19 protein-coding genes are annotated in these 21,967 nt (G+C 73.3%); 11 read left to right on the top strand and 8 right to left on the bottom strand.

From position 1 onward, the window contains the following. The first annotated feature begins 17 nt into the window (after positions 1-17). The 5 genes from BMX65_RS27575 to BMX65_RS27555 are packed head-to-tail and all read left to right on the top strand — an operon-like array spanning position 18 to position 4,475. A complete protein-coding gene (locus tag BMX65_RS27575) occupies positions 18-338 on the top strand; it encodes a PAAR domain-containing protein (RefSeq protein WP_075003071.1) in 321 nt (106 codons plus the stop codon). Then, positions 335-757, top strand: a complete 423-nt coding sequence (locus tag BMX65_RS27570) for a GPW/gp25 family protein (protein ID WP_075003070.1) — start codon at positions 335-337, stop codon at positions 755-757. Before BMX65_RS27575 ends, BMX65_RS27570 begins: the two co-directional genes overlap by 4 nt. After that, positions 757-2,721: a putative baseplate assembly protein gene (locus BMX65_RS27565; RefSeq protein WP_075003069.1), complete on the top strand. Its 1,965-nt coding sequence runs from the start codon at positions 757-759 to the stop codon at positions 2,719-2,721. Before BMX65_RS27570 ends, BMX65_RS27565 begins: the two co-directional genes overlap by 1 nt. Next, complete coding sequence (locus BMX65_RS27560; protein ID WP_075003068.1) at positions 2,718-3,281, top strand: phage tail protein; 564 nt, start codon at positions 2,718-2,720, stop codon at positions 3,279-3,281. Before BMX65_RS27565 ends, BMX65_RS27560 begins: the two co-directional genes overlap by 4 nt. Positions 3,282-3,284: 3 nt before the next feature. Continuing rightward, on the top strand, positions 3,285-4,475 hold the full coding sequence (locus tag BMX65_RS27555; protein ID WP_075003067.1) for an NADase-type glycan-binding domain-containing protein: 1,191 nt from the start codon (positions 3,285-3,287) through the stop codon (positions 4,473-4,475). A gap of 56 nt (positions 4,476-4,531) precedes the next feature. On the opposite strand, the gene BMX65_RS27550 is transcribed toward BMX65_RS27555, so the two are convergent. The 4 genes from BMX65_RS27550 to BMX65_RS27535 all read right to left on the bottom strand — a co-directional run bounded on the left by BMX65_RS27550 (position 4,532) and on the right by BMX65_RS27535 (position 8,988). Then, complete coding sequence (locus BMX65_RS27550) at positions 4,532-5,878, bottom strand: eCIS core domain-containing protein (protein ID WP_075003066.1); 1,347 nt, start codon at positions 5,876-5,878, stop codon at positions 4,532-4,534. A gap of 245 nt (positions 5,879-6,123) precedes the next feature. Then, a complete protein-coding gene (locus BMX65_RS27545) occupies positions 6,124-6,816 on the bottom strand; it encodes a serine/arginine repetitive matrix protein 2 (RefSeq protein ID WP_239502243.1) in 693 nt (230 codons plus the stop codon). A gap of 157 nt (positions 6,817-6,973) precedes the next feature. After that, a complete protein-coding gene (locus BMX65_RS27540) occupies positions 6,974-7,588 on the bottom strand; it encodes a YdcF family protein (RefSeq protein WP_075003064.1) in 615 nt (204 codons plus the stop codon). Positions 7,589-7,896: 308 nt separating this feature from the next. Continuing rightward, positions 7,897-8,988 carry a MerR family transcriptional regulator gene (locus BMX65_RS27535; RefSeq protein WP_075003063.1) on the bottom strand — a complete coding sequence of 364 codons (1,092 nt, stop codon included), beginning with the start codon at positions 8,986-8,988 and terminating at the stop codon, positions 7,897-7,899. A 142-nt stretch (positions 8,989-9,130) separates the two neighbouring features. Between BMX65_RS27535 and BMX65_RS27530 the strand changes: the two genes are divergently transcribed. Further along, the gene (locus BMX65_RS27530) at positions 9,131-9,661 is read left to right on the top strand and encodes a GNAT family N-acetyltransferase (protein WP_075003164.1); all 531 of its coding nucleotides are present in this window, start codon (positions 9,131-9,133) and stop codon (positions 9,659-9,661) included. 104 nt (positions 9,662-9,765) lie between these two features. Here BMX65_RS27530 and BMX65_RS27525 read toward each other — a convergent pair whose 3' ends face one another. Next, positions 9,766-10,218, bottom strand: a complete 453-nt coding sequence (locus tag BMX65_RS27525; protein WP_075003062.1) for a DoxX family protein — start codon at positions 10,216-10,218, stop codon at positions 9,766-9,768. Between the two features lie 699 nt (positions 10,219-10,917). Between BMX65_RS27525 and BMX65_RS27520 the strand changes: the two genes are divergently transcribed. Next, complete coding sequence (locus BMX65_RS27520; RefSeq protein ID WP_075003061.1) at positions 10,918-12,042, top strand: PP2C family protein-serine/threonine phosphatase; 1,125 nt, start codon at positions 10,918-10,920, stop codon at positions 12,040-12,042. A gap of 78 nt (positions 12,043-12,120) precedes the next feature. Here the strand turns inward: BMX65_RS27520 and BMX65_RS27515 are convergent, their stop codons facing one another. Then, a complete protein-coding gene (locus BMX65_RS27515; RefSeq protein ID WP_075003060.1) occupies positions 12,121-12,594 on the bottom strand; it encodes an HIT family protein in 474 nt (157 codons plus the stop codon). 1,314 nt (positions 12,595-13,908) lie between these two features. On the opposite strand from BMX65_RS27515, the gene BMX65_RS27510 reads away from it, so the two are divergent. The 3 genes from BMX65_RS27510 (at position 13,909) to BMX65_RS27500 (ending at position 17,734) form a co-directional block, all read left to right on the top strand. Then, positions 13,909-15,369 (top strand): Glu/Leu/Phe/Val dehydrogenase dimerization domain-containing protein, encoded by a 1,461-nt coding sequence (locus BMX65_RS27510; RefSeq protein ID WP_075003059.1) that lies wholly within the window; start codon positions 13,909-13,911, stop codon positions 15,367-15,369. A 293-nt stretch (positions 15,370-15,662) separates the two neighbouring features. Next, complete coding sequence (locus BMX65_RS27505; RefSeq protein WP_075003058.1) at positions 15,663-16,997, top strand: MFS transporter; 1,335 nt, start codon at positions 15,663-15,665, stop codon at positions 16,995-16,997. Positions 16,998-17,197: 200 nt separating this feature from the next. Beyond that, entirely contained in the window at positions 17,198-17,734 is a 537-nt protein-coding gene (locus BMX65_RS27500) for a hypothetical protein (protein WP_075003057.1), read from the top strand. 191 nt (positions 17,735-17,925) lie between these two features. On the opposite strand, the gene BMX65_RS27495 is transcribed toward BMX65_RS27500, so the two are convergent. Together BMX65_RS27495 and BMX65_RS27490 are read right to left on the bottom strand one after the other, a co-directional pair. Then, positions 17,926-19,200: an NAD(P)/FAD-dependent oxidoreductase gene (locus BMX65_RS27495; RefSeq protein ID WP_280529000.1), complete on the bottom strand. Its 1,275-nt coding sequence runs from the start codon at positions 19,198-19,200 to the stop codon at positions 17,926-17,928. Between the two features lie 88 nt (positions 19,201-19,288). Further along, positions 19,289-20,539, bottom strand: a complete 1,251-nt coding sequence (locus BMX65_RS27490; protein WP_075003055.1) for a M24 family metallopeptidase — start codon at positions 20,537-20,539, stop codon at positions 19,289-19,291. Positions 20,540-20,905: 366 nt separating this feature from the next. On the opposite strand from BMX65_RS27490, the gene BMX65_RS27485 reads away from it, so the two are divergent. Beyond that, positions 20,906-21,922 (top strand): LysR family transcriptional regulator, encoded by a 1,017-nt coding sequence (locus tag BMX65_RS27485; RefSeq protein ID WP_075003054.1) that lies wholly within the window; start codon positions 20,906-20,908, stop codon positions 21,920-21,922. Positions 21,923-21,967: the final 45 nt, after the last annotated feature.

Genomic DNA, 21,967 nt, shown 5'->3' with positions numbered 1-21,967 from the left:
GCAAGGAGTCGCCCACGATGCCTCCAGCAGCGCGCACCGGAGATCCCACTGCCCACGGCGGAGTCGTCGCCGCCCCGCCACCGGGCAGCATGCCCCGCGTCTCCACCGTACTGATCGGGGGCCGACCCGCCGCCGTGGTGGGGAGTGTCCACACCTGCGTGATCGTGCCGCACGCGGCACTGGGCCCCGGCAACGTCATCCTGCCCAACCCGGCCACCGCGCTCACCGGGCAGGTCCTGATCGGCGGGCTGCCCGCGGCCCGGATGCGGGATTCCACCACCTGCGGGGCCACCATCGCGGCGGGCGAGCCCACCGTGCTGATCGGGGGACCGCTGTGAGCGAGCGGTTCATCGGCCGCGGCTGGGCCTTTCCGCTGGGCGTGGGACCCACCGGCGGCATCGCCATGGTGGAGCGCGACCGGGAGATCGAGGAGGCGATCCGGCTGGTGCTGGGGACCGCGCCCGGCGAGCGCCCGATGCGCCCGGAATTCGGCTGCGGCATCCACGAATTCGTCTTCGCCCCCGCGGACGGCGCCACCGCCGGTCGCCTCGCCCACGAGGTCCGGATCGCGCTGGAGCGCTGGGAGCCGCGCATCGAGGTCACCGACGTGACGATCGCCTTCGACACGGCCGAGGAAGGGACCCTCTACATCGACGTGCGGTACACCGTGCGCTCCACCAACGACCGGCGCAACCTGGTCTTCCCCTTCTACTCGATCCCGACCGCGGCGGGCCGCGGCGAGGAGGGGGCCGGCTGATGGCGCTGCCCTCACCCAACCTGGACGACCGGCGCTTCCAGCAACTCGTCGACGAGGCCAAGCGCTACGTCCAGCAGCGCTCGCCGGAGTGGACCGACCACAACGTCTCCGACCCCGGCGTCACCCTCATCGAGACGTTCGCCTACCTGGTCGACCAGTTGCTCTACCGGCTCAACCGGGTACCGGAGAAGAACTACGCGGCCTTCCTCGACCTGCTGGGAATGCGGCTGTTCCCGCCCACCGCGGCCACCGCCGAGGTCGACTTCTGGCTGTCGGCCCCGCAGCCGGAGACCGTGCTGCTTCCGGCGGGGACGGAGGTCGCCACCGCACGCGGGGAGACCGCGGACGAGGTCGTCTTCTCCACCACCGGGCAACTGCCCATCGTGCCGAGCGCGCTGGACCGGCTGGTCACCGCACCCGTCTCCGGCGAGCAGACCGACCGGACGGCGCCGCTGGCCGAGGGGCGTGACATCCCCTGTTTCCAGACGGCGCCGCAGGTGGGCGACGCGCTGCTGTTCGGGCTGCCCAGAGCCGTGCCCCGGTGCGTCGTCGCCGTACGGCTGGACAGCCGGGTCGAGGGCGTCGGCGTCGACCCCCGGAATCCGCCGCTGGCCTGGGAGGCGTGGGACGGCACCCGCTGGACGGGCTGCGAGACCGGCTCCGACACGACCGGCGGTCTCAACCGGCCCGGCGAGGTGATCGTGTTCGTGCCCGCCGGGCACACTCCCTCGGTCGTTGCCGGAACCCGCGCCGGATGGCTGCGCTGCCGGGTCACCGAGCCCGAACGGGGGCAGGCGTTCTACTCCGGTACCCCCACCGTCCGGGAGGCCGAGATCTTCACCGTCGGCGGCACGGCGACCGTCGAGCACGCCGAGGCGGTGCACGGCGTTCCGCTGGGTGTCTCCGAAGGGGTCGCGGGGCAGCGGTTCGCCCTGAGCAGACCGCCCGTGCTGCTGGACGGCGACCCGCCGGTGGTCGAGGTGTCCTCCGCCGAGGGCTGGCAGACGTGGACCGTCGTCGAGCACTTCGGTGCCTCCGCACCCGGGGACCGGCACGTCGTGCTCGACGCGACGAGCGGCGAGTTCGCCTTCCCGCCCGCGGTGCGGGAGGCGGACGGAACCCTGCGCGCCTACGGAGCGGTGCCCGAGAAGGGAGCGCAGCTCCGCGTGCCGCGCTACCGGACCGGTGGTGGGGCCGCCGGGAACGTCGCCCGCGGCGCGATCTCGGTGCTGCGCAGCTCGGTGCCGTATGTCGCGGGAGTCGACAACCGTGAGGCGGCGCGCGGCGGAGTCGACGGCGAGACCGTCGAGAACGCCAAACTGCGGGCACCGCACATGCTGCGGATGCAGGAGCGGGCGGTCACCGCCGAGGACTACGAGCGGATCGCCCGGCAGGCCGCCCCCTCCGTCCGCCGTGCCCGCTGTCTGCCCGCCGCTCCCGGCGAGCCCGGCGCCGTCCGCGTCCTCGTGGTGCCCGACGCGGTCGCCGACGAGGGGGGCCGGCTGCGGTTCGAGCAGTTGATCCCCTCGGAGCAGGTGCTCTCCGCGATCGCCGCCCGGCTCGACGAACGGCGCCTGGTCGGTACCCGCCTGCTGGTCGAGCCCCCCGCGTACCAGGGCGTCACGGTCGTCGCCCGGCTCAGCGCTCCGGCCGAGGACGTGGAGCAGGTGCGCGAAGCGGCCACGACCGCCCTCTTCCGCCACCTCGACCCGCTGGAGGGCGGTCCGGAACGGGCGGGTTGGGCCTTCGGCCGGCCGGTGCAGTACGGGGAGGTGTTCGCCGTGCTCCAACGGGTCGCCGGAGTCGTCCTGGTGGAGGAGGTGCTGCTGTTCCCGGCGGACCCGATCACCGGGCGGCGCGGGTCTCCCGCCGAGCGCATCGAGGTGGCCCCCGGCGCCCTGGTGTTCTCCTACCAGCACCAGGTCGCCGTCACCCCGGCGGCCGTCCCCGGGGAGGAGCGATGACCCGGGCGGCCGTCCCCGGCCTTGCCAGCCGCCACCCGATCGGCGGTCTGCTGCCCGCCCTGTACGCGGACGACCCGTTCGCCCAGCGGTTCACCGCCGGGCTCGACACGGTCCTGGCCCCCGTGCTCGCCACCTTGGACAACCTCCCGGCCTACTTCGATCCGGCCCTCGCCCCCGGCGACTTCCTGCCCTGGCTGGCATCCTGGGTGGGGGTCGAGCCCGATCCGGAGGTCCCCGAGGGACTGCGCCGGGCGCTTGTCGTCCGCGCGCTGGAACTGCACCGGTGGCGCGGCACCAGCCGAGGTCTCGCCGAACGGCTCCGCCTGTGCCTCGGAGTGCATGCGGAGGTCGTGGACGGAGGCGGCGCGGTCTGGTCGTCCACCCCCGGGGCCGAGCTGCCGCCCGCACCGTCCGGGGAGCTGCTGGTCCGGGTCCGGGCCGCCGACGGCCGGCAGGTGGACGAGGCCCGGATCCGGGACCTGGTCGCCGCGTCGTGCCCCGTCCACCTTCGCTGCCGGGTCGAGATCCTGCCGGACCCGGACGTACCCGAAGGGAGTTGACTCATGCCCTCGTGCCCGGCATGCGGATCGGCCAACGGGCAGACCGACGACTTCTGCGGCAACTGCGGCGCCTACCTGGGCTGGTCGCGGAACGAGACGGCCGCCCGCCAGGGCCCGGCCCCGGCGTCCACCGGCGCCGCGGCATCCGCCCCGGCTCCGCGGGTGCCGCCCCCGGCCGAACCCGCGGAACCGGCGTCCCCCGCACCGGCCGAACCTGCACCGGCCGAACCTGCACCGGCCGAACCGGGGCCGGCCGAACCCGCACCGGCCGAACCGGGGCCGGTCCCCGCGAAACCCGAGCCCGGCCGGGAGGCACCCGCCGGGACGTCCGCACCGGCCGACCGGCCGCCACCGGCAGGCCCCGCGGCGCGCGCGACCCGGGTGGCGCCCGGGGGCCGGGCGCTGCCCGAGGACGAACCGGTGGGGCCCGTGCTGCCCGCCAGACCGGCATTCCGCCGACCCGCCACCCGAACCCCGGCGGTGGCGCCGGAGTCCCACGGCCCGCCCTGCCCCGCGTGCGGCACGGCCAACCAGCCCGAACGCCGGTTCTGCCGGCGCTGCGCCGCCCCGCTCCACCCCGCCGAACCCGTGTCGCCACTGCCCTGGTGGCGCACCGTGTGGCCGTTCCGGCGCCGGGTGCGCAGCGGCTCGGGCCGGTTGCTGCGCGGCCTCGTCGTCCTCGCTGTGCTCCTCGCCCTGGCGGCGGGCGGCTTCCTGCTGCTGCCCGCCGGCCGGTCCGCCGTCGAGGACATCCGCGACAAGCTCGGCAAGGCCGAGGAGATCGGCCCGGTCAAGGTCTCGGCCGGCGCCCAGGCACCCGGCCACCCCGCCTCGGCGGCCACGGACGGGCTCACCAACACCTATTGGGGCGCGCGGGCCGTGGGCGACTCGGTATCCTGCCGCTTCGCCGAGCCCTTCCGCCTGGTGGCCGTCGTCGTCCACATCGGCGCCTCGAAGACCCCGGCGGAATTCCACGCGCAGGCCCGGCCGGTTCGCGCGGACCTCGTGGTCACCAGCCAGGACGGTACGCGGCACACCGAGGAGTTGACGTTCAGCGACAAGCCCGGTCAGCAGACCGTGCACACCGGCATCTCCGATGTGGTGGAGGTCCGGCTCGTGGTGCGCGCCGCCGCCGGGGCGGGCGAAGGGCGCCATATCGCTCTGGGCGAGCTGGAGTTCTTCCGCCGGAGCTGAGTCACGGTCGGCGGACGGGAGCGGCCGCCCGCCGACCGGTGCTGGACCCGGACGGCCTACCCGTTGCCGCCGTCGGTGTCGGTGTCGTTGTCGTTGCCCACGTTGGTCAGGTCCACGTTCCAGGTGTGATCGCCCGCGGCCTGGTGGACGACTGCGGAAGCGGCCTCCGGCTCGTCCGGGTCGAACGCGGAGGTGAAGGTGTGCGTGACCACGGGACTGGTCCATGCGGGGTTGTTGGTGTTCCACGTCCCCTCGGCGCGTGCGACCTTCCAGCGGAAGCTGATGCTGTAGGACTTCACGAAGTACCCGGCGGTCAGCCGTTGGTCGGTGCTGAACCCCGGATTGTCGTTGAAGGTGATCTGGGCGGGCTCGTCGTTGATGACCTCGCTGGTGTACGGCGGCCGGTACCGGGCGTCCTGCCCCCAGGGCCGCTGCACGGACTGGTCGTGGAGGCCGTCCGCGGCGACGATCTGCACGCTGCGGTCGGTCACCTGCTGCCAGAAGTGGTAGTTGGTGGAGACGCGCTGCGGTGCGTTCGCCGGGTTGTGCAGGGTGGCCGCCTGCCCGAAGCCGATGCTCTGATCGGCGTTGAGCCGCTGCGTCGCGGGACCCTCGTACCACGACCGGAACTCCAGTCTCGGGTGGTCCAGGTCGACAGGTCCGCGCGCGCTGGCCCGCGTGGCCCGCCGCGGCGGCGGGCTGTTGCCCTTGATCCCCGCTTCGTCCTTCTTGCGTTTCGACGAGGAGGCGGAAGGGGCACGCTGTACAGCGTCGCCGGGGTGCGCGGACTCCCCCGCGCGGGTCGCCGGGTCCGGGGCCTCGACGAGGGGCTCCGCCAGGGCCCGGGTGGCATTGGCCTCGGCCGCGCGCTCGAAGCGGTCGGACGGGTCGGAGACCTTGAGCCCGTCACCGCGGTCGGTGCCGGCGACGCTTCCGGAGCGCTGCTGGATGACATGGGTGAGCTCGTGCGCGAGCGTGTGCCGGTCCTCGCCGCCCGCACCGATGACGACATGGTTGCCCGACGTGTAGGCGCGGGCACCGATCTCCTCGGCGGAGGCCCGGGCGGAGGTCCCGGTGTGCACCCGGACATCGGAGAAGTCCGCCCCCAGCCGTGCCTCCATCTCCGAGCGGACCTCGCCGTCCAACGGGCGCCCCGCGGACCGCAGGACCTGAGGCACCGAGGAGCGCTGCACCGGGGCGCCGCCGCCCCGCTCCTGCCGCTTCTTCTCGACCATGCGGGCCACCGCCGCGTTGCCCACGGTGCGTTGCAAGGCGGTCGTCGCCGAGGGCGGCAGCGGAGCGGACGGTGCGCGTGCCACCTGCCCCGGCGTCCGCGTGACCTGTCGCCCGGCTGTGACCTGGCCCTGCTGTTCGCTGTCCGGGAGGCGCTCGTGAGCGTGCACAGATGGAATTCCTTCCGCTGCTCGGTCCCCGGGCGCGACTGTAACGCCGGCCTGGTGCGCCGTCACCGGGCCGTGCGGGCAGCATCGCTGTCCGCACGGGCAGACCGCACTGCACCGGCCGGTTCCGCCTACCCGCCTTCTCCGGGCCGGCGGACCGCCCGGTGGGCGGAGCCGACGCCGGCAGCGGGGCGCCGTCGCGGTGGCCCACCGCGCCGGATGCACCGGCCGGTCCGACCGACTCTGCCTCAGGACCGCGGGCCGGGCGGGGACGCTCCCGGAGGAGGGCCGAACGGAGGCGAGCCGAACGGAGGCGGGCCCGGATGGCCCGGGTAGGGCTGCGGGCCCGGCATGGTGAGCCGGCGGCGGTGGCGTCCCCGGCGGACAGCGGTGACGACGCTGATGGTCACGGCCGAGGCGACCGCGGCGAGGAACAGCGCGATCGCGGCGAGGACGGAACCTACCGCGGTTCCCACGCGGGGCTCGTCCCCCAGCGCGAACTCGGTCTGCCGATCCGAGGTGCACGTGAGGGTGTAGTCGCCGCTGCTGCCCGGCTTCACCTCGAAGACGCGCTCCCAGGTGCGGGACCCGCTGGTGATCCGGAACGTGCTGTCCGGCTGTTTCATGGATCCGGACTGCATCTGCGGAATCCGGCAGTTGACCCGGCCCCGCCCGGAGACGGAGGCGTAGATCGCCTTGGTCTCCCCCGCGGTGAAACGGAAAGTCCGCGAGCCGCCGCTGGGGAAGGTGTGGTCGGTGTCGATCGAATCCACCGTGTCCCGCACCGCCGACACGATGACGGCGGTGCCGCTGCCGGCCAGCACGAGCGCCAGCACCGCGGCGACCACGTACCAGAGGCGCCGGGGCCGCAGCTCCTTCGCCGGGACGTTCCGCGGCGGCGGGCCGCCGTACGCTGCTCCTCCAGGGTTACCTATAGCCACGGTCCCGCATCGTAGCGCGAGGGGAGCGCCCGGCAGGGAGCGGCCCACGACTCCCTGGGCGCGGGAGCCGCTGTCCGGGCCCCTCAGCGCACCGCCCTCTCCCGCCGCCGGAATCGCCGCGGCCGGCGCCGCGAAAGCGGTGGTCAACCAGCGGCCGTCAACCAGCGGTCCGACGCGGTGGCTTCCGCTCGTCGGCCGTGAGCCCGCGGAGGGTCCACACCCCGTGGAGCGCGAGCAGCGGTTTGACGATCAGCCACTCGCCGGGGCGGTAGTCCTCGGCGCGCACGAGCCGCTCGGCGAGGTCGGGGCGCTGCCGCCGCAGATACGCGCGGGCCTTGAGCGCGTGCGCGGGCTGGGAGACGATCTTGATGCGGTCGGCGCTCTCGAGCAGGGGGAGCACATTGGCGATGTTCTCCCATGTGGTGGCGCTCCGCTCCTCGAGGAGCACCCTGCCCTCGAAGCCGAGCACCGACCGCGCGTACCCGGCCATCAACCGGGCCTCCGGCACGCTGCTGCCGACCGCGCCCCCGCTGAAGATCACGCAGGTCTCGTGCTCAGCGGCAGTGCCGATGGAGCGGATTCCCGCCCGTACGCGCCAGCGGTTGACGAAGTTCGCCGTCGCCCGCGGGTTCTTGTAGCCCAGCACGACCACAGCCGCGGCAGCGCCCCCGCCGTTCGCCACGAGAGCGCGGGACCAGCGCCGGTTCACCCACTCACCCCAGGCCAGGGCGGCGACGGCCCCGGCCGCGGCCAAACCCGTCCTGCACCGCATTCCGCGGACTCTAGGGCACCTGGGCACGGAGCGGCAAAGGACTCAGTCGCGCAGCAGCCCGCGTGCTCTGCCGGGCCCCCGGAGCGCCTTGGCGAGCGAGCGGAGGAACCGTCCCCGGACGCCCCGTCTGCCGGCGCGCTCCCGGCCGGGTGTGGGACGCGGCGTGGCTGTGGGACTGCGACCCGAGGCGCTTCCCGTGGAGGCGGGCGGAGTTGCCCTCCCGCGGGCCTGTCGGGCGAGGCGGTGTTCGTCGGCTTCCCGGCGGAGCTGCTGCAAGCGGGTTCGGTGCCATGCGCCGTGCATGCCGCTCACGCCTGCTGCTGGAGGGCCAGGATGTCGGCCACCACGCAACTGACGTTGTCGGGTCCGCCGGAACCGTTGGCGAGGGCGACGAGTTCACGGACCGTTTCCTCGGGTTCTGCGCCCCCGGCGAGCACGCGGTGGATCTCGGTCGCCGGGGCGACGGCCGACAGCCCGTCCGAGCAGAGCAGATACCGGTCTCCTTCCCGGACGTCGCGCAGGCGCAGGTCGGGAAGGGCGGCCGTTCCTCGGCCCAGCGCTCGGAGCAGCAGGGACCGCTGGGGGTGGGAGGCGGCCTCTTCGGGACTGAGCCGTCCCTCGTCGACCATCGACTGCACCATGGTGTGGTCGTGGGTGATCTGGAACAGGTCCCCGTCCCGCAGGAGATGGACGCGGGAGTCGCCGATGTGCACGAGGCCCAGTTGCGAGCCGGTCCACAGCATCGCGGTGAGCGTGGTGCCCGCCTCTTCGGGCCGGGAGCCGGTGCCTGCGGCGCCGTCCACGGCCTGCCGGACCCGGTCGACGGCGTCTTCGAGGACGTCGAGGAGGCTCCCGGCCGGAATGCTGTCGGTCTCCAGGTGCTTCAGTGCGCCGACGGCCGCGGAACTCGCCGGGGCTCCCGCGGTGCCGAAGCCGTCGGCGACGGCCAGCAGCCGGGATCCGGCATAGGCGGTGTCCTGGTTGCTCGCGCGGACCAGGCCCGGGTCGGAGAGCGCGGCGTAGCGGATTCCCAGGGGCCGGGGCTGGGTGGTCGGGGTCATGGCGGGGTCCTTCCTGGAGAGGCTGTCGACGAGGAAGGTGGCCAGATCGCGTCGTGCCGCGGTGTCGGCTTCGACCTGTGCCCAGAAGGCACGGACCTCCTGGGCGGCGGAGCCGGCGTCCAGCGCGCAGACCCGCTGGATGCGGGCCAGGGGCATCCCCAGCCGCCGGAGCCAGGCGACGAGCCGGGCCTGTTCCAGTTGCTCGGGCGCGTAGTGCCGGTAGCCGGTCACCGGGTCGACGCGAGCGGGGGGCAGCAGACCGAGCTCGTCGTAGAGGCGCAGCGCCTTCGGCGAGAGCCGGGACGCCTTCGCGAACGCTCCGATGGTCAACAGGTCCATGCCACTCCTCCTCGTACCGGGCACGTCGCCCGGTCCCACCGATGCTGTGGCCTTCCCCGAGGTGAAGGTCAACGCCGCCAGGCCCGGCCGCGTGCCGGGATATTCGCTCGCCGCGCCCGGGGCGGGTGTCCATACTGCGGTGATGGACTCGGTGACTCTCGAGACGGACCGGCTGCTGCTGCGGGCCTTCACGTCCGCCGACGTGGACGCGGTGTACGAGGCGTGCCAGGACGAGGACATCCAGTTCTTCACTCCGGTTCCGGTGCCGTTCCGGCGTGCGGACGCGGAGAAGCGCATAGCCGAGGACCTCCCCGCGGGCTGGGCCGAGGACCGGAACTACACCCTCGGCGCGTTCCGCAAGGACACCGGCGCCCTGGTGGGGTCGTACTGCCTGTTCCTCGTCAGCCAGGGCGTCTGGGAACTCGGTTACTGGGCGGCGCGGGACCAGCGCGGGCGCGGCTTCTCGGTGGAAGCCGCCCGGTCGCTGTGCGAGTGGGGCTGGGCCGCTCTCGACGTGCACCGCATCGAGTGGTGGGCCATGGTCGGCAACGCCGGCTCACGTGCCGTTGCCGAGAAGCTGGGCTTCACCGTCGAAGGGACCCTGCGCAACCGCAGTGTCGCCAACGACGGCCGGGCCCACGACTGGTGGGTCGGCGGCCTGCTGCGGCCCTGAGGGCCGCCCGCCCCGGCTCCGCTGCGGTCCGGGAGCGGGCGGGCCCGCGGCCGCCCGGGCGGTCGGCGTCCGGGCGGCCACGGGTGTCGAGGGGCCGGCTGGAATCAGGCGGGGACGGTCTGCCGGTCCAGGTCACGGGTGCGGGAACGCGAGGAGGAGCGCAGCGAGTCCAGGGCCAGTGCCCCGGGCCCGGTGAAGACGAGCAGCAGCAGCGTCCAGCAGAACATCGCCGAGGCTTCCCCTTCGTTCTGCAGAGGGAAGAGGCCCTTGGGCTGGTGGACGGCGAAATAGGCGTAGGCCATCGAGCCGGACGAGACGAAGGCCGCTGTCCTGGTGCCCGCGCCGACCAGGACCAGCAGGCCCCCGGCGAACTGGATCACTGCCGCGTACCAGCCGGGCCAGGCACCCACCGGCACGGTGCCGCCGCCCTTCGCGCCGCCGAGCACCCCGAAGAGCGACGCGGCGCCGTGGCAGAGGAAGAGCAGGCCGACGACGATCCGGAAGAGTCCGGTCGCGTAGGGACGTGCCCGGTCCAGTCGAGCGGTGAGGGAGGACATGGGGGGTTCCTTCCGTGGGGGGACGGACACCGCCGAGCCCCGCGCGCCGACTGACCTGGACGGAACGGTGTGTGCGCACGAGGGGTCCGGCCGGCGGACCGGGCCGGGTGGTGCGCGGTCGGGAGCCGGCAGGCCGGTCGTGGCGGAAGGGCGGCGGTGGAGGAAGCTGTTCCGCGTGCCGGGTCTCGGTTTCGCGGACATGCATCCCGTGCTTGGTCTAGACCATGCCCGAGGTGGCGGAAGCGGTCAAGACGCTGGAGGACCGCTCGGGACTCGGCCAAGAGCCGGTCGAGACAGGGGAGAAGGCCCTGCACCGCAATGCGCCCAGCTCCGGCGGTCCTGGTGGAGGACCCTTCGGCAGACCTCCGGCCGGAAGCCCTCCCGGACAGGGCGGAGAGCAGGCTGCGCCGCATGGGATAGGGAGGTGTGGGCGAGGACGTAGCGCACCACGGTGCCGCGACGTACCGCTGTGTCGGCACGGTGTCGCCCCGCGCCGCGCCCCGCATCGGCACGGAAGTCCAGGGGGCGCCCCGGCACGCCGCCCGTACCCGCGCTGCCGACCACGAACGGGGACGGCGCGGACCGGCGATCCGGTCACGTGTGCCGACCGCGTCCTCGGAGCACGCGGCCTGCCCCTCCAGGAACGGGGCGCCGGTGTGGGAGCGGGCATCGGGAGTGGACGCGAGATATACAGGGGCCGTGGGTTCGGAGCAGAGTCTTTGGGGGACGGCGCGGCCGTGGCAACCGCGCCATGCGCTGCTGGCTCTCCCGCTCGGCCTGATCGTCGCCGTCATGGTGGTGGACATCCTGGCGCCCCCCGACGTGCACCTCGGTCCCGTTCTGGTCGCGGCACCGGCGGTCACCGCTGCTCTGGGAGGCCCGCGCCTGGTGGTGGCGGTGGGAGTGGTGGCCACTGCGGCACAGCTCGCGATCGGAGTCACACGCCGCGGGTGGCTGACCCTCAATCATGAGATGCAGATCCTCGCACTGGCCCTTGTCACCGTCGTGATCGCTGTCTTCGTCTCCTCACGCGAGCGTCAGCAGCGGGAGATGACCCAGATCCGTACGGTCTCCGAAGCCGTACAGCGCGTACTGCTCCGCCCGCTGCCCGCGCGGCTGGGCCCGCTGCGGGTCGCCTCCGTCTACCTGGCGGCCGAGGAGGAGGCGCAGGTCGGTGGCGACCTGTTCGCCGCAGCCCGTACCAGCGGGCGCACCAGGGCGATCATCGGTGATGTCCGGGGGAAGGGGCTGAGTTCGGTCAGTGACGCCGCACTGCTGCTCGGCGCCTTCCGTGAAGCCGCGTACCAGCACGAGGACCTGTCCTCCCTCGTACGCTACCTGGAGCACAGCGTCAGCCGCGACCTGCACGAACTCACCGACACCGACGGCGGCGGCGAGGAGGACTTCATCACCGCGGCCCTGGTGGAACTTCCCGACGACGAAGCCCTGATCCGGCTGGTGAACTGCGGACACCCGCCACCCCTCCTGCTGCGCGGCCGGAGTGTGACGCCGCTCCTGCCCCATGTGCAGGAAGCTCCGCTCGGCCTGGGCGAGTTCGTCTCCTCCGCCTACCACGCGGACACCTTCCTGCTGGAGGAGGACGACCTGCTCCTCCTGTACACGGACGGCGTCATCGAGGCCCGGGACGAGGCAGGGGCCTTCTATCCGCTGGCCGAGCGGCTCACCCGCTGGGTGGGACAGGACCCCGACACGCTGGTACGGCGGCTGAAAGGCGATCTGCTCGCGCACAGCGGCGGCAGCCTCGGCGACGATGCCGCCGTGGTCGCGCTGCAACGCACCGCGGGACCGGCGGACATCCCCTGACCTTCCGCGCCCGGCCACGGCCGCCCAGTCCCACGCCCCCGTGGACACGCGCCGTCACACGTCCGGCCCGCAGCGGGATCAGGAGTCCAGCCGGTCCAGTTCGCTGCCGATCGCGTTCCGCAGCGGGTCGTGCTGCGGTCCCAGCCCGAACTCCTCCGCACTCCGGTGTTCGCGCGGGTAGAGCCACACCGGACCTCCCACGAGGGAGGCCGGTTCCCAGTCGTACCGGGGCCACACATGCGCGTGCAGGAACGGGTCCGTGTTCCCCAGGATCTCCAGGTTGACCCTGCGGAACGCCGGATCGAGCCGCCGGCAGGCGCGCTCCACCGCCTCGCCGAGCCGATCCATGTCGGACAGGAACGAGAGCCGCTTCGCCTTCGGCAGGTCCGACAGCCGCCGCACGCCCGGGTCGTCCACGAGCAGCAGCGCGTAGCCCGGCAGGAACTGCACATCTCCGATCACTGCGAACCCCGAGGCCAACCGCCGCAGTACAGCGGGGTTCTCGCCGCGCAGCGCGCTCCCGATCCGATCGCTCCGCCAGTCGACTGCCATGGCTCGCATCCTCTCTTCCGGTGGTGAGGAGACCGCCGCCGCCCCGGGCGGTGCGGGCCGGAGTGTGCGGCACCGCGGCGCCGCTTCGGGCGCGGCCCCGGACGTTCCGGGCAGCCCCGGAGCTTCCGGGGGTCGTCGGAGCCGAAACCGGAGTCCGGGCCCCCGGCCCGTGCGCGGGGCGCCGCCCGGAGGCGGGCCGTGGCGGTGGCCGCGGACCGCTCGCCGACGCGACTCCGAGGGCGCCACGGGCCCGCCCGCGGCGGCGGACCCGATCCGGGCACTCTCGACCCACCGCGTCGCGAACCTGTGCCGGACCCCCGTCCCGGCACGCCGCGGACGGGTCCCCACGGCACAGGTCGCACCCTTCCCGGGTCCGTCGGCCGGCTGGCTGCCTGGTGGCCCGGAGGAACGGAACGCTCCCCGCGGGCACGGGATTCGTAGTTCTCCGGAAACAACAGCGTCACAGGGCGATGCTCTCATGGCGAGGAAAGAGCCGAGCGGCGTTTTCCGGCCTGCGGAAGGGGTGGCCGACGAAATCCGTCGGCGCCGGCAGGGGGCCGGTGGGTGCCGAGTGGAGGACCGGCGGAGAAGGGCGGGGCCGCGGGCTCGCTGTTCCGGTTCCCAAGGGCTGGAACAGTTCCGGTTCCCAAGGGCTGGAACAGTTCCGGTTCCCAAGGGCTGGAACAGTTCCGGTTCCCAAGGGCTGGAACGGGCGAATGGTAAAGCCCTCGAGCGGCATCGGGCAAACACGAGCGGTATCCGTCCGGCCCCGGCGGAATGCGCCGGCGCGCATTCCGCTCCGGAGGCCGTCCCCCGGGGGGAATGCGGGGTGTCGCGCGGCCCGCCGGAACCCCATCGGGGCGGGAGCCGGCGGGCCGGGGCGCCGGGGCCCGGCTGCCCTGCGCGCCGACGCCGCCGTCACCTCTCAACGCCCCTTCGACCAGGGGTGCTTCACCCGATCGGGCCAATCGGACGGGGGTGGTCACGCGGGCGCCGGAGCCGCCTCCAGAGACACCTTGACAAGGGGTGATCCCGACCTCACAGTGGTCGCTACGTACAACGCAACCGGATGCGTTCTCTGCGTACATCCATCCCCTCCCTTTTCTGGGGATCACTGGAAGAACACCCCTGCGGGTGCAATTCGGCCTGCCCGAATAAACCCGCACGACCGTCGCAGGTATTGCTGCCCGCCCGATCGGTGGAACAGGACCGCGCGACCCCCACATGTGCGTCAGCGAATTTCTGCCCGCGGGGCGGTGCTGCCTGAAAGCTCGCACATAAAGCCTGGATAGTTAACGGAAGGGTGAGTGCCACATGACACAGAACGCTGTCGACACGCCGCTGCAGGCTGCCGAGCATGAACCCTTTCTGCAGGTCATGTGGCGAGATTCGGAAACCACCGCCCGGGGCTACGTCGTGATCGACCAATTGGTGTCCGGCATCGCCACCGGCGGCCTGCGCATGCGGCCCGGATGCACGCTCGACGAGGTCGGTGCGCTCGCCCGGGAGATGACGCTCAAGATGGGGGCCTTCGGCATCCCGGTCGGCGGCGCCAAGGGCGGCATCGACTTCGACTCCGCCGACCCCCGTGCCGACGGGGTGCGGGAGCGGTTCCTCCAGGGTGTGCGGCCGCTGCTGGAGCGCTTCTGGGTGACGGCGGGAGACCTCGGGACGCAGCAGGACGAGCTCGACAGCGCCTTCGCGCGGGTCGGCCTCGGGGACACCTCCTTCCACGCCGCCATGGTGCGCGCCCCGGACGAGGAGGAAGCACGCGCACGCGTCCGGCAGGCTTTCGCCACCCGGACGGACGGCCTGAAGCTCTCGGAGCTGGTCGGCGGCTTCGGAGTGGCGGAGGCGGCACTCGCGGCCCTGGAGCACCGCGGCATCCCCGCCTCGTCCGCGCGCGCCGTCATCCAGGGCTTCGGCACGATGGGAGGGGCCACGGCGCTCTACCTGGCCCGCGCCGGAGTGAAGATCGTCGGTGTCACCGACGCCCAGGGACTGGTCCGCAACCCCTCGCGCGGCGTCGACGTCGAAAGCCTGTTGCGCGCACGCAGCACCAGCGGGGTCATCGACCGCTCCGCGCTGCGCGACGACGACGAGGTGCGCCCCGGCGACGCGTGGCTGGACCAGGAGGTCGACGTCCTGGTCCCGGCAGCCGTCTCCTACGTGATCACCGAGGAGAACTGCGACCGCGTCACTGCCGAACTCGTGGTGGAGGCGGCGAACGTACCCACCACCCCCGAAGCCGAACAGCTCCTGAAGGAGCGGGGCGTCGGCGTGGTGCCCGACTTCATCGCGAACACCGGTGCCGCCGCCGGAGCCTGGTGGGTCATCCTGGGCGACGTGGTCAGCCCCAGTGGAGCCTGCGGTCGGCTGGCCTCCCAGATCCGGCCGCTGGTCCGCGAACTGATGATCCTGGCCGACGAGACCGGAATGTCCATGCGCGCCGCCGGGGTCCGGCTCGCGAAGCAGAACTCGCAGCGGATGATCGGCGAGTGCGGGGCGGCGGTGGCCTTCCGCGACCTGTTCGACCGCACGGCTCAGGAGCAGCAGCTGCCGGACGCACACACCGCTTCGGCGCTCGGGTCCGCGCCGACACCGGCCCCCGAAGCCGCCACCGACGTCCTCGCGGCGGCCCCGCCGAGCGGGGTGGCACCGATCGTCGCCGAGCTGGAACCGGACACCGGGCTCATGGAGACCGGGCGGCAGCCCGCCGCCGCCTTCCCGGCCTACTGGCCGGGCACGGCAGACGAGCCCCCCGCGCGGCACTGAGAAGTCTCGCGCCGGGCAGGTGCCTGCGGTCGGGAGGTTCCGGCCGCAGGCACCTCCCGTTCCGCCCCGATGCGGCAGAGCCGCTGTGTCCGGTTCCGGTGCCTCCGCGGTGAGCCGAGCCGCCGCTCCCGCTGGCGGGCGGCGGCCCGGAGGCCGTACAGCCGCCCTCCGGGGAGGGCGCGTTGGGCCCAGGGTGACCGGATGCCGGGACGGGGCGGAGATGCAGGAATGGAGGTGCGCCGGAGCCCGGTTACCCGGTGCGGAAGGAAAGCGCACCGGAGGGATGGCGATCGATGACGCGGGTGAGTGAACAGCCCCAGGACTCGGCCGGAAGGCCGCAGCCCAACCGATCTGACGAGGGGCGCGACAGCCCGCCCCGGCGGACCGGGCGCCAGTTGGTCGCCGCCTCGGTCGGCAACGGCGTCGAGTGGTACGACTGGTTCGCGTACTCCTTCCTCGCCACCTACATCGCCGACGAGATCTTCCCCAAGAGCGCGGGCAGTTCACTGGTCCCGCTGCTCTCCACCTTCGCCGTCTTCGCCGTCGGCTTCTTCATGCGGCCGGTGGGCGGCCTGCTGCTGGGTTCGGTCGCCGACCGGGCCGGACGGCGGGCCGCCCTGACGCTGACCATCCTGCTGATGGGCGGCAGCAGTCTGCTGGTCGCGGTCACGCCCACCTACGCGTCCGCCGGGGTCCTGGCCCCGGTGGTGCTGGTGGCAGCGCGCCTGCTGCAAGGGCTCTCCGTGGGCGGGGAGTTCGCCGCCTCGACGACCTTCCTGGTGGAATCGGCCGGTCCCGGCAGGCGGGGGCTGTTCTCCAGTTTCCAGTATGTGTCGACAACCGCGGGCCAGTTGGTCGCCAGCGGGGTCGCGGCACTGCTCGTGTCCACCCTGAGCAACGGGCAGATGCACCAGTGGGGCTGGCGGGTGCCGTTCCTGTTCGGGGCGCTGCTGAGCCTGGCCGGATTCTGGGTGCGGCGCGGGGCGCAGGAGACGCGGAGCGAGCAGCAGGCCGGAGCGCCGCGCCCCGGGCTCTTCGACGCGCTGCGCCTGCACCCCCGCGAATCCCTCCTCATCGTCGGGATCACGGCCGGCGGGACGATCGCCTACTACGTGTGGACTGCCTATCTGCCGACGTACGCGGAGGTCAACGCCGGTCTCGACAAGAGCGATGCGCTGGTATCCGGCACGATCTCGCTGGTGTTCTTCATGCTGCTCCAGCCGCTGGGCGGGATGCTGTCGGACCGGATCGGCCGCAAACCCCTGCTGCTGGCCTTCGCGATCGGATTCGCCGCCCTGTGCGTGCCGCTGCTGCATGCGGTCGGCGACTCGTTCGCCTCACTGCTGCTCGTCCAGTGCGTCGGCATGGTGCTGCTCACCGGCTACACCTCGATCGCCGCCGCGGTGAACGCGGAGGTCTTCCCGGCCCGGGTCCGGGCCACCGGCATCGGGTTCCCCTACTCGCTGGCGGTGGCGCTCTTCGGCGGCACCGCGCCCTACGTCGGCACCCTGTTCGAGGACCTGGAGATGCCGGACGCCTTCCCGTGGTATGTGGCCGCGCTGTGCCTGCTGTCCGCGCTGGTCTATCTGCGGCTGCCGGAACGGTCCGGGGAGGAGCTGGAGCGCTGACCCGAGGCGCCGTCCCCGCACGACCGGGCAGGACCCCGATCCCGTAGAGGCAGGAGGCAGGCCGCGGGGGAGTGCGGCCCGGCCGCGCACACCGTCCGCCGAATCCCGGGCTCTTCCCGGGATTCGGCGGACCGGCGGACCGGCGGGAGGCTACCGTACGGATACGGTCCGCTCCACACGGTCATCCGAGGAGGAATCCTGTGCCCTCGCCCTGCGATCCCCAGCACGCGCCCGCCGGTGACGTGGGCGCAGCCCTCATGATGATCGACTCCCAGCTCAAGGCCGTCTACGACGAGAACACCCGACCCGACGCCGAACGGCGGCGGCTGGACCGCCAGTTCGCCGCCTCGCTGGGCCCCGGCGGCATCGACGACGTGCTCGACGGCGCGTGCACGCTCATCTACCTGTTCATGCGGTGGCTGCGACTCGCCTATGAGGACCACGACAAGGACGTCATCGAGTGCGTGGTCCCGAACCTGGTCGCCTCCATGCGCATGATGCCCAAGAGCGTCCGTCCGGAAGTCGTCCCCACCATGGCCGGCCTGCTCGTCGCCGCGGGCACCGGTCTGAGCCCTAGCCTGTGGCGCCGGCAGTTCGGTGAGTGGCGGCGCGAGGAGCTGAATTCCCTGGAGGCCACGGCCTTTCTGCTCGCCGAGCTCATCAACCGGATCACCGACGACCGCGACTTCGCCACCCGCATGATCGCCGAGGCGCTCACCAGCGCGGACGGGAGCTGACGCACCCGTCTCCCGCCGCGGATACGGCCCGCGGCGGGCGGTGTGCACGCCGCCGCGACGACGGGTGTCGTTCCTGCCGCCGAGACGCCGAGACGCCGAGACGCCGAGACGCCGAGACGCCGAGACGCGGCGCCCCGTCGCGGCGGGGTCGCCGCACATGCTCGGCGCCCCGCCGACCGCAGGCCCGCCGCTCAGCGCAACGGGTCGAGGCGGCGCAGCAGCGGCGGCACCTCACCGCCGGTCATGGCGTCGGCGAGCAGCCGCCCGGTGAGCGGCCCGAGCACCATGCCCCACATGCCGTGCCCTCCGCAGACCTGCACCCGTGGCGAGCGGCTCGGCCCGACCAGCGGCAACCCGTCCGCGGTGCACGGCCGGGATCCCACCCACTCCTCGCGGCGGTCGTCCCAGTCCACATCGCGGAACATCGGCCGGGCGGACTCGACGATGGTGCGCACCCGCCGCGGATCGAGCGGCGCGTCGGGCGCGCGGAACTCCATGCTGCCGGTGACCCGGAAGCGGTCGCCCAGTGGATTGCACGCGATCCGCTGGCCCGACAGATAGATCGGATGCGTCGGCATCGCCCGCGGCCGCACCGTGAAGCTGTACCCGCGCCCCGCCTGCACCCGCATCCGGACCCCGAAGGGCCTGGCCAGGGTGTCGAGCCACGTGCCGCAGGCGAGCACGACCGCGTCGGCCCGCACCGGCTCCGCCACCGCGGAGGCGGGAGAAGGCACCAGCTCCACGCCTGCCCGGCCCCGGTCCCGGATCCGGGCCACCGAGCAGCCCTCGACGATGTCCCCGCCCCGGCGGCGGACATCCTCCGCGAGCGTGCGCAGGAACGCGGGCGGGTTGATGAAGCGCTGCCCGTGCACTTTCAGGCCCAGCCGGACTTCGTCGCTGAGCACGGGTTCGAGCGCGCGCAGCTCCGCGCCGGAGACGGCCTCGAACCGGGCCTCGTCGCCGCCGGCCGCGCTCATGTGCGCGAACTCCTCCAGGACATGTGCGCGGTCCTGCTGGTTCCGGCAGGCGATGACCAGCGGGTCGGCGTCCTTCACGGGGGCGTGCACGCCTCCTGCGACGAGCTGCTCGTACGCCGCGAGACAGCCGCGGTTGAGCTCGTTGAAGACCGCCATCGTGCGCCGCCACCGCCGTGCCGTGCAGTTGCGCGCGAAGGCGAGGAGGAAGGCCCACAGGTGCCGGTCGACCGCGGGCGGCACGGACACCGGCGAGTCCCGGTCGAAGAACGAGGCGATGCCGTAGCGCAGCACGGACGGCTCCGGGAGCGGCACGGTGAACGCGGGATTCAGCATGCCCGCGTTCCCCCAGGAGGACCCCGCGGCCACTCCCTCCCGGTCCAGCACGGTCACCCGTACCCCGCGTTCCTGGAGGAACCAGGCGGCGGAGAGCCCTGCCATGCCTGCACCGACAACGGCGACGTGCTCGGGTGCGGTATGCGATGTGTTCACGGTCACCTCGAAGAGTCCGGAGAAGCAGTGCGGTTGCTGAACCCGTCCGGGCCCACGCCCGGCGGCCCGAGCGCGACCGGAGCCGGTCTCACACCTCGATGACGTCCGCCGGGCCGTGGGTGAGCACGCGTGTGCCGTGCTCCTCGACCACGAACGTCTGGCTCAGCCCGACCCCCGACGTGCCGAAGGAGCGGAAGGAGCCGGGAATGTGGAACGCCATGCCGCTCACCAGGGGCTCGTGATTGTCAGGGGTGAGATAGAAGGGGGCGCCGTCCATCCAGTGCGGCTTGTGCGCCAAGCCGACCGGATAGCCGAAGAGCTGGTGGAACATGACGTCGTCGGGAAGCGGCCCCAGCGCCTTGCCGGCCTGCACGGCGACCTGCGCGGCGGTGACGCCGTCCGCGGCGGTCTCCAGTACGGCGGCGACGGCCGTGCGGGCCAGCTCCGCCAGCCGCCGGTCCGCCGCGTTCAGCGCCCCGTCCCGCACCACCGTGCGCATCACCGGCGCGTGGTAGCGGTCCCGGGTCCCGGCGAACTCCATGAAGGTGGGCCCGCTGCCCAGCTCCCGGCCCACCCAACTGGAGTGCGGGATGCCGCCGCGCCGCCCGGTGGCGACGACCGGCCCCCAGGCCGAGGGCGAGTCCGCCTCGCGGTACAGCGCCTCGGCGATCGCCGCCGCCACCGAGGAGTCGGTGGCTCCGGGTGCTCCGGTGGCGGCCACCCCCGCCGCCACGCCCCGCTGGGTCACCGCGGCCGCCTCCTCCATGCGGCGCAGCTCGGCCGGCGAGAGCACCAGGCGGGCCCGCTCGACCAGATGGTCCGGGTGCACGACCACCAGCCCCTGCTCGCGCAGCAGCTCCAGCGCGCGCGGGGGCGTGGAGGCGTGCCCGACCTCGACCCCCACCCGCGCACCCCGCGGAAGTACTGTCGCCGCGTGCCGCACGAAGAGTTCCAGACCGCGCAGTGCGTCCGCGTAGCCGCAGTAGTGGAGACTGCCGGCCACCGAACTGGCCAGCGCCCGGCCGACCTCCAGGTCGGGCAGGTAGAGATGCGTCGCGGAGTGGGTGACCAGCAGCGGCTGCGGAGCCGTCTCCGCCGTGTGGAAGCCGCACAGGTACTCCACGCTGGAGGGGCGGAAGACCAGCATCGCGTCCAGCGGCAGCCGCTCCATGCGGCCGCGCAGCTCCCGCAGCCGCGCTGCGTACTCCGCTTCGTCGAACGCGGGGCCCTCCGTCGCCCGGATCGACGCGATGTTCTCCTCGGTGAGCCAGCCCGGCGACGGGGCGCTGCCCAGCCGGGTGACGTCGGGTCCGTATCCGCGGTGCTCCGTGGTGCCCATGTGCCCCTCTTCTCTTCCTGGTGGGGGAATTCGGCGGACCGCCCGGCAGCAGTGCCCCACCGGTCGTCGTCGTGTGACACGGCGGGCTCCGGGGCATCCGGCCGCCCGCGTTGCGTGCTCGTCGTACCCGCCCCGGCGCGGGGGAGCGCACCGGGGCGGGGCCCAGCGGCTCCCGGCGTCCCGCTGCCACCGCCGAGGCGGCGCGGACGGGGCGGGTCCGGGAGCGGAGAAGGGTGGATGTGTGGAATCGGTCTGCTGCGGCGGGATCCGCCCGACCGCCGGGCTTCCGCCGTGCACGCAGTCTCGTGCACGGCGTTCTTTCACGTCCATGGCGAAAACCTTCAGCGATCTCATTAGGTTTGGTTAATGGAACTCTCGCTGAACCGGCTGCGCATGCTCCGGGAGCTGTCCCGGCGCGGCACCCTCACCGAAGCGGCGGCCGCGCTCCACTACACGCCCTCCGCCGTCTCCCAGCAGTTGGCCGCGCTGGAGCGGGAGGTGGATGTGCCGCTGCTGGAACATGTCGGGCGCCGGGTCCGGCTGACGGAGATCGGGCGCGTGCTGGCGCAGCACGCCGAGGAGATCCTGGCTGCCGAGGAGCGCGCCCGGATCGCGCTCGAACAGGCGCGGGAGACCCTCACCGCCGACCTGACCGTGGGCGTGCTGGCGACCCTCGCCGGAACCCTCGTGCCGCCCACGCTGGCCACCCTCGCCGAACGCCACCCCGGAGTGCACGTCAGGACCCGGGAGGTCGTACCGGAGGAGACCCAGGCCGCCGTACGGGACGGTGACCTCGACCTGGCGTTCGTACTGGACTATCCCACCGCCCCCGGCTCCGGCGCCCTGGACGGTGCACTGGAGAGCACCCTCGTCGGCGTGGAACAGCTCTACCTCGTCGCCCCGCGCGGCACCCTGAGCACACCGGCGGCCCCCGGCGCGTCCGCCGAGGAGCCGCCCGCGACCGCCGTCCCGCCGCGGCTCGCGGACCGGGGCAGCGCGGCCCCGGGCGCCCCCGTCGACCTCGCGGACCTGGCCGGGAGTTCCTGGGTGGCCTCCGGGACCGACACCGAGTTCGGGCGCGCCCTGTGCGCGGTGTGCCGGGCCGTGGGCTTCACCCCGCGGATCGCGCATCAGATCGACGAGCAGGCCACGGCGATGGCGATGGTGGCGACGGGACTGGGCGTCACTCTGGTCGCCGAACTCGCGTTGCCGCTGCGGCCGGCGAACGTCGACGTCTTCCCCTTCCGGGACCCGATCAGGCGCCGCATCACCGTCATCCGGCGGACCTCGACCAGAGACCGCCCCTCCGAGCTGGCCTTCGTCCGCGCCGCTCTGGACACCGCCGCCGCGCTCCGGCTCCTGGAGGATCCGGAAGGCCGCTGAGGGGCGGCCGCACCGCGCCATCGGTGCCGGGCTCCGGATCCGTCA

Source organism: Streptomyces qinglanensis, from assembly GCF_900111245.1.
Taxonomy (GTDB): Bacteria; Actinomycetota; Actinomycetes; order Streptomycetales; family Streptomycetaceae; genus Streptomyces; species Streptomyces qinglanensis.
The sequence above is the reverse complement of the archived record's forward strand: the minus strand, read 5'-3'. Positions and strand labels throughout refer to the sequence as shown.

Bases quoted from the DNA above. Each gene is read 5' to 3' on its own strand.
- BMX65_RS27485 (WP_075003054.1), top strand. From the start codon at position 20,906: ATGGAACTCTCGCTGAACCGGCTGCGCATGCTCCGGGAGCTGTCCCGG.
- BMX65_RS27490 (WP_075003055.1), bottom strand. From the start codon at position 20,539: ATGGGCACCACGGAGCACCGCGGATACGGACCCGACGTCACCCGGCTG.
- BMX65_RS27510 (WP_075003059.1), top strand. From the start codon at position 13,909: ATGACACAGAACGCTGTCGACACGCCGCTGCAGGCTGCCGAGCATGAA.
- BMX65_RS27530 (WP_075003164.1), top strand. From the start codon at position 9,131: ATGGACTCGGTGACTCTCGAGACGGACCGGCTGCTGCTGCGGGCCTTC.
- BMX65_RS27555 (WP_075003067.1), top strand. From the start codon at position 3,285: ATGCCCTCGTGCCCGGCATGCGGATCGGCCAACGGGCAGACCGACGAC.
- BMX65_RS27560 (WP_075003068.1), top strand. From the start codon at position 2,718: ATGACCCGGGCGGCCGTCCCCGGCCTTGCCAGCCGCCACCCGATCGGC.
- BMX65_RS27505 (WP_075003058.1), top strand. From the start codon at position 15,663: ATGACGCGGGTGAGTGAACAGCCCCAGGACTCGGCCGGAAGGCCGCAG.
- BMX65_RS27525 (WP_075003062.1), bottom strand. From the start codon at position 10,218: ATGTCCTCCCTCACCGCTCGACTGGACCGGGCACGTCCCTACGCGACC.
- BMX65_RS27565 (WP_075003069.1), top strand. From the start codon at position 757: ATGGCGCTGCCCTCACCCAACCTGGACGACCGGCGCTTCCAGCAACTC.
- BMX65_RS27540 (WP_075003064.1), bottom strand. From the start codon at position 7,588: ATGCGGTGCAGGACGGGTTTGGCCGCGGCCGGGGCCGTCGCCGCCCTG.
- BMX65_RS27515 (WP_075003060.1), bottom strand. From the start codon at position 12,594: ATGGCAGTCGACTGGCGGAGCGATCGGATCGGGAGCGCGCTGCGCGGC.
- BMX65_RS27535 (WP_075003063.1), bottom strand. From the start codon at position 8,988: ATGGACCTGTTGACCATCGGAGCGTTCGCGAAGGCGTCCCGGCTCTCG.
- BMX65_RS27575 (WP_075003071.1), top strand. From the start codon at position 18: ATGCCTCCAGCAGCGCGCACCGGAGATCCCACTGCCCACGGCGGAGTC.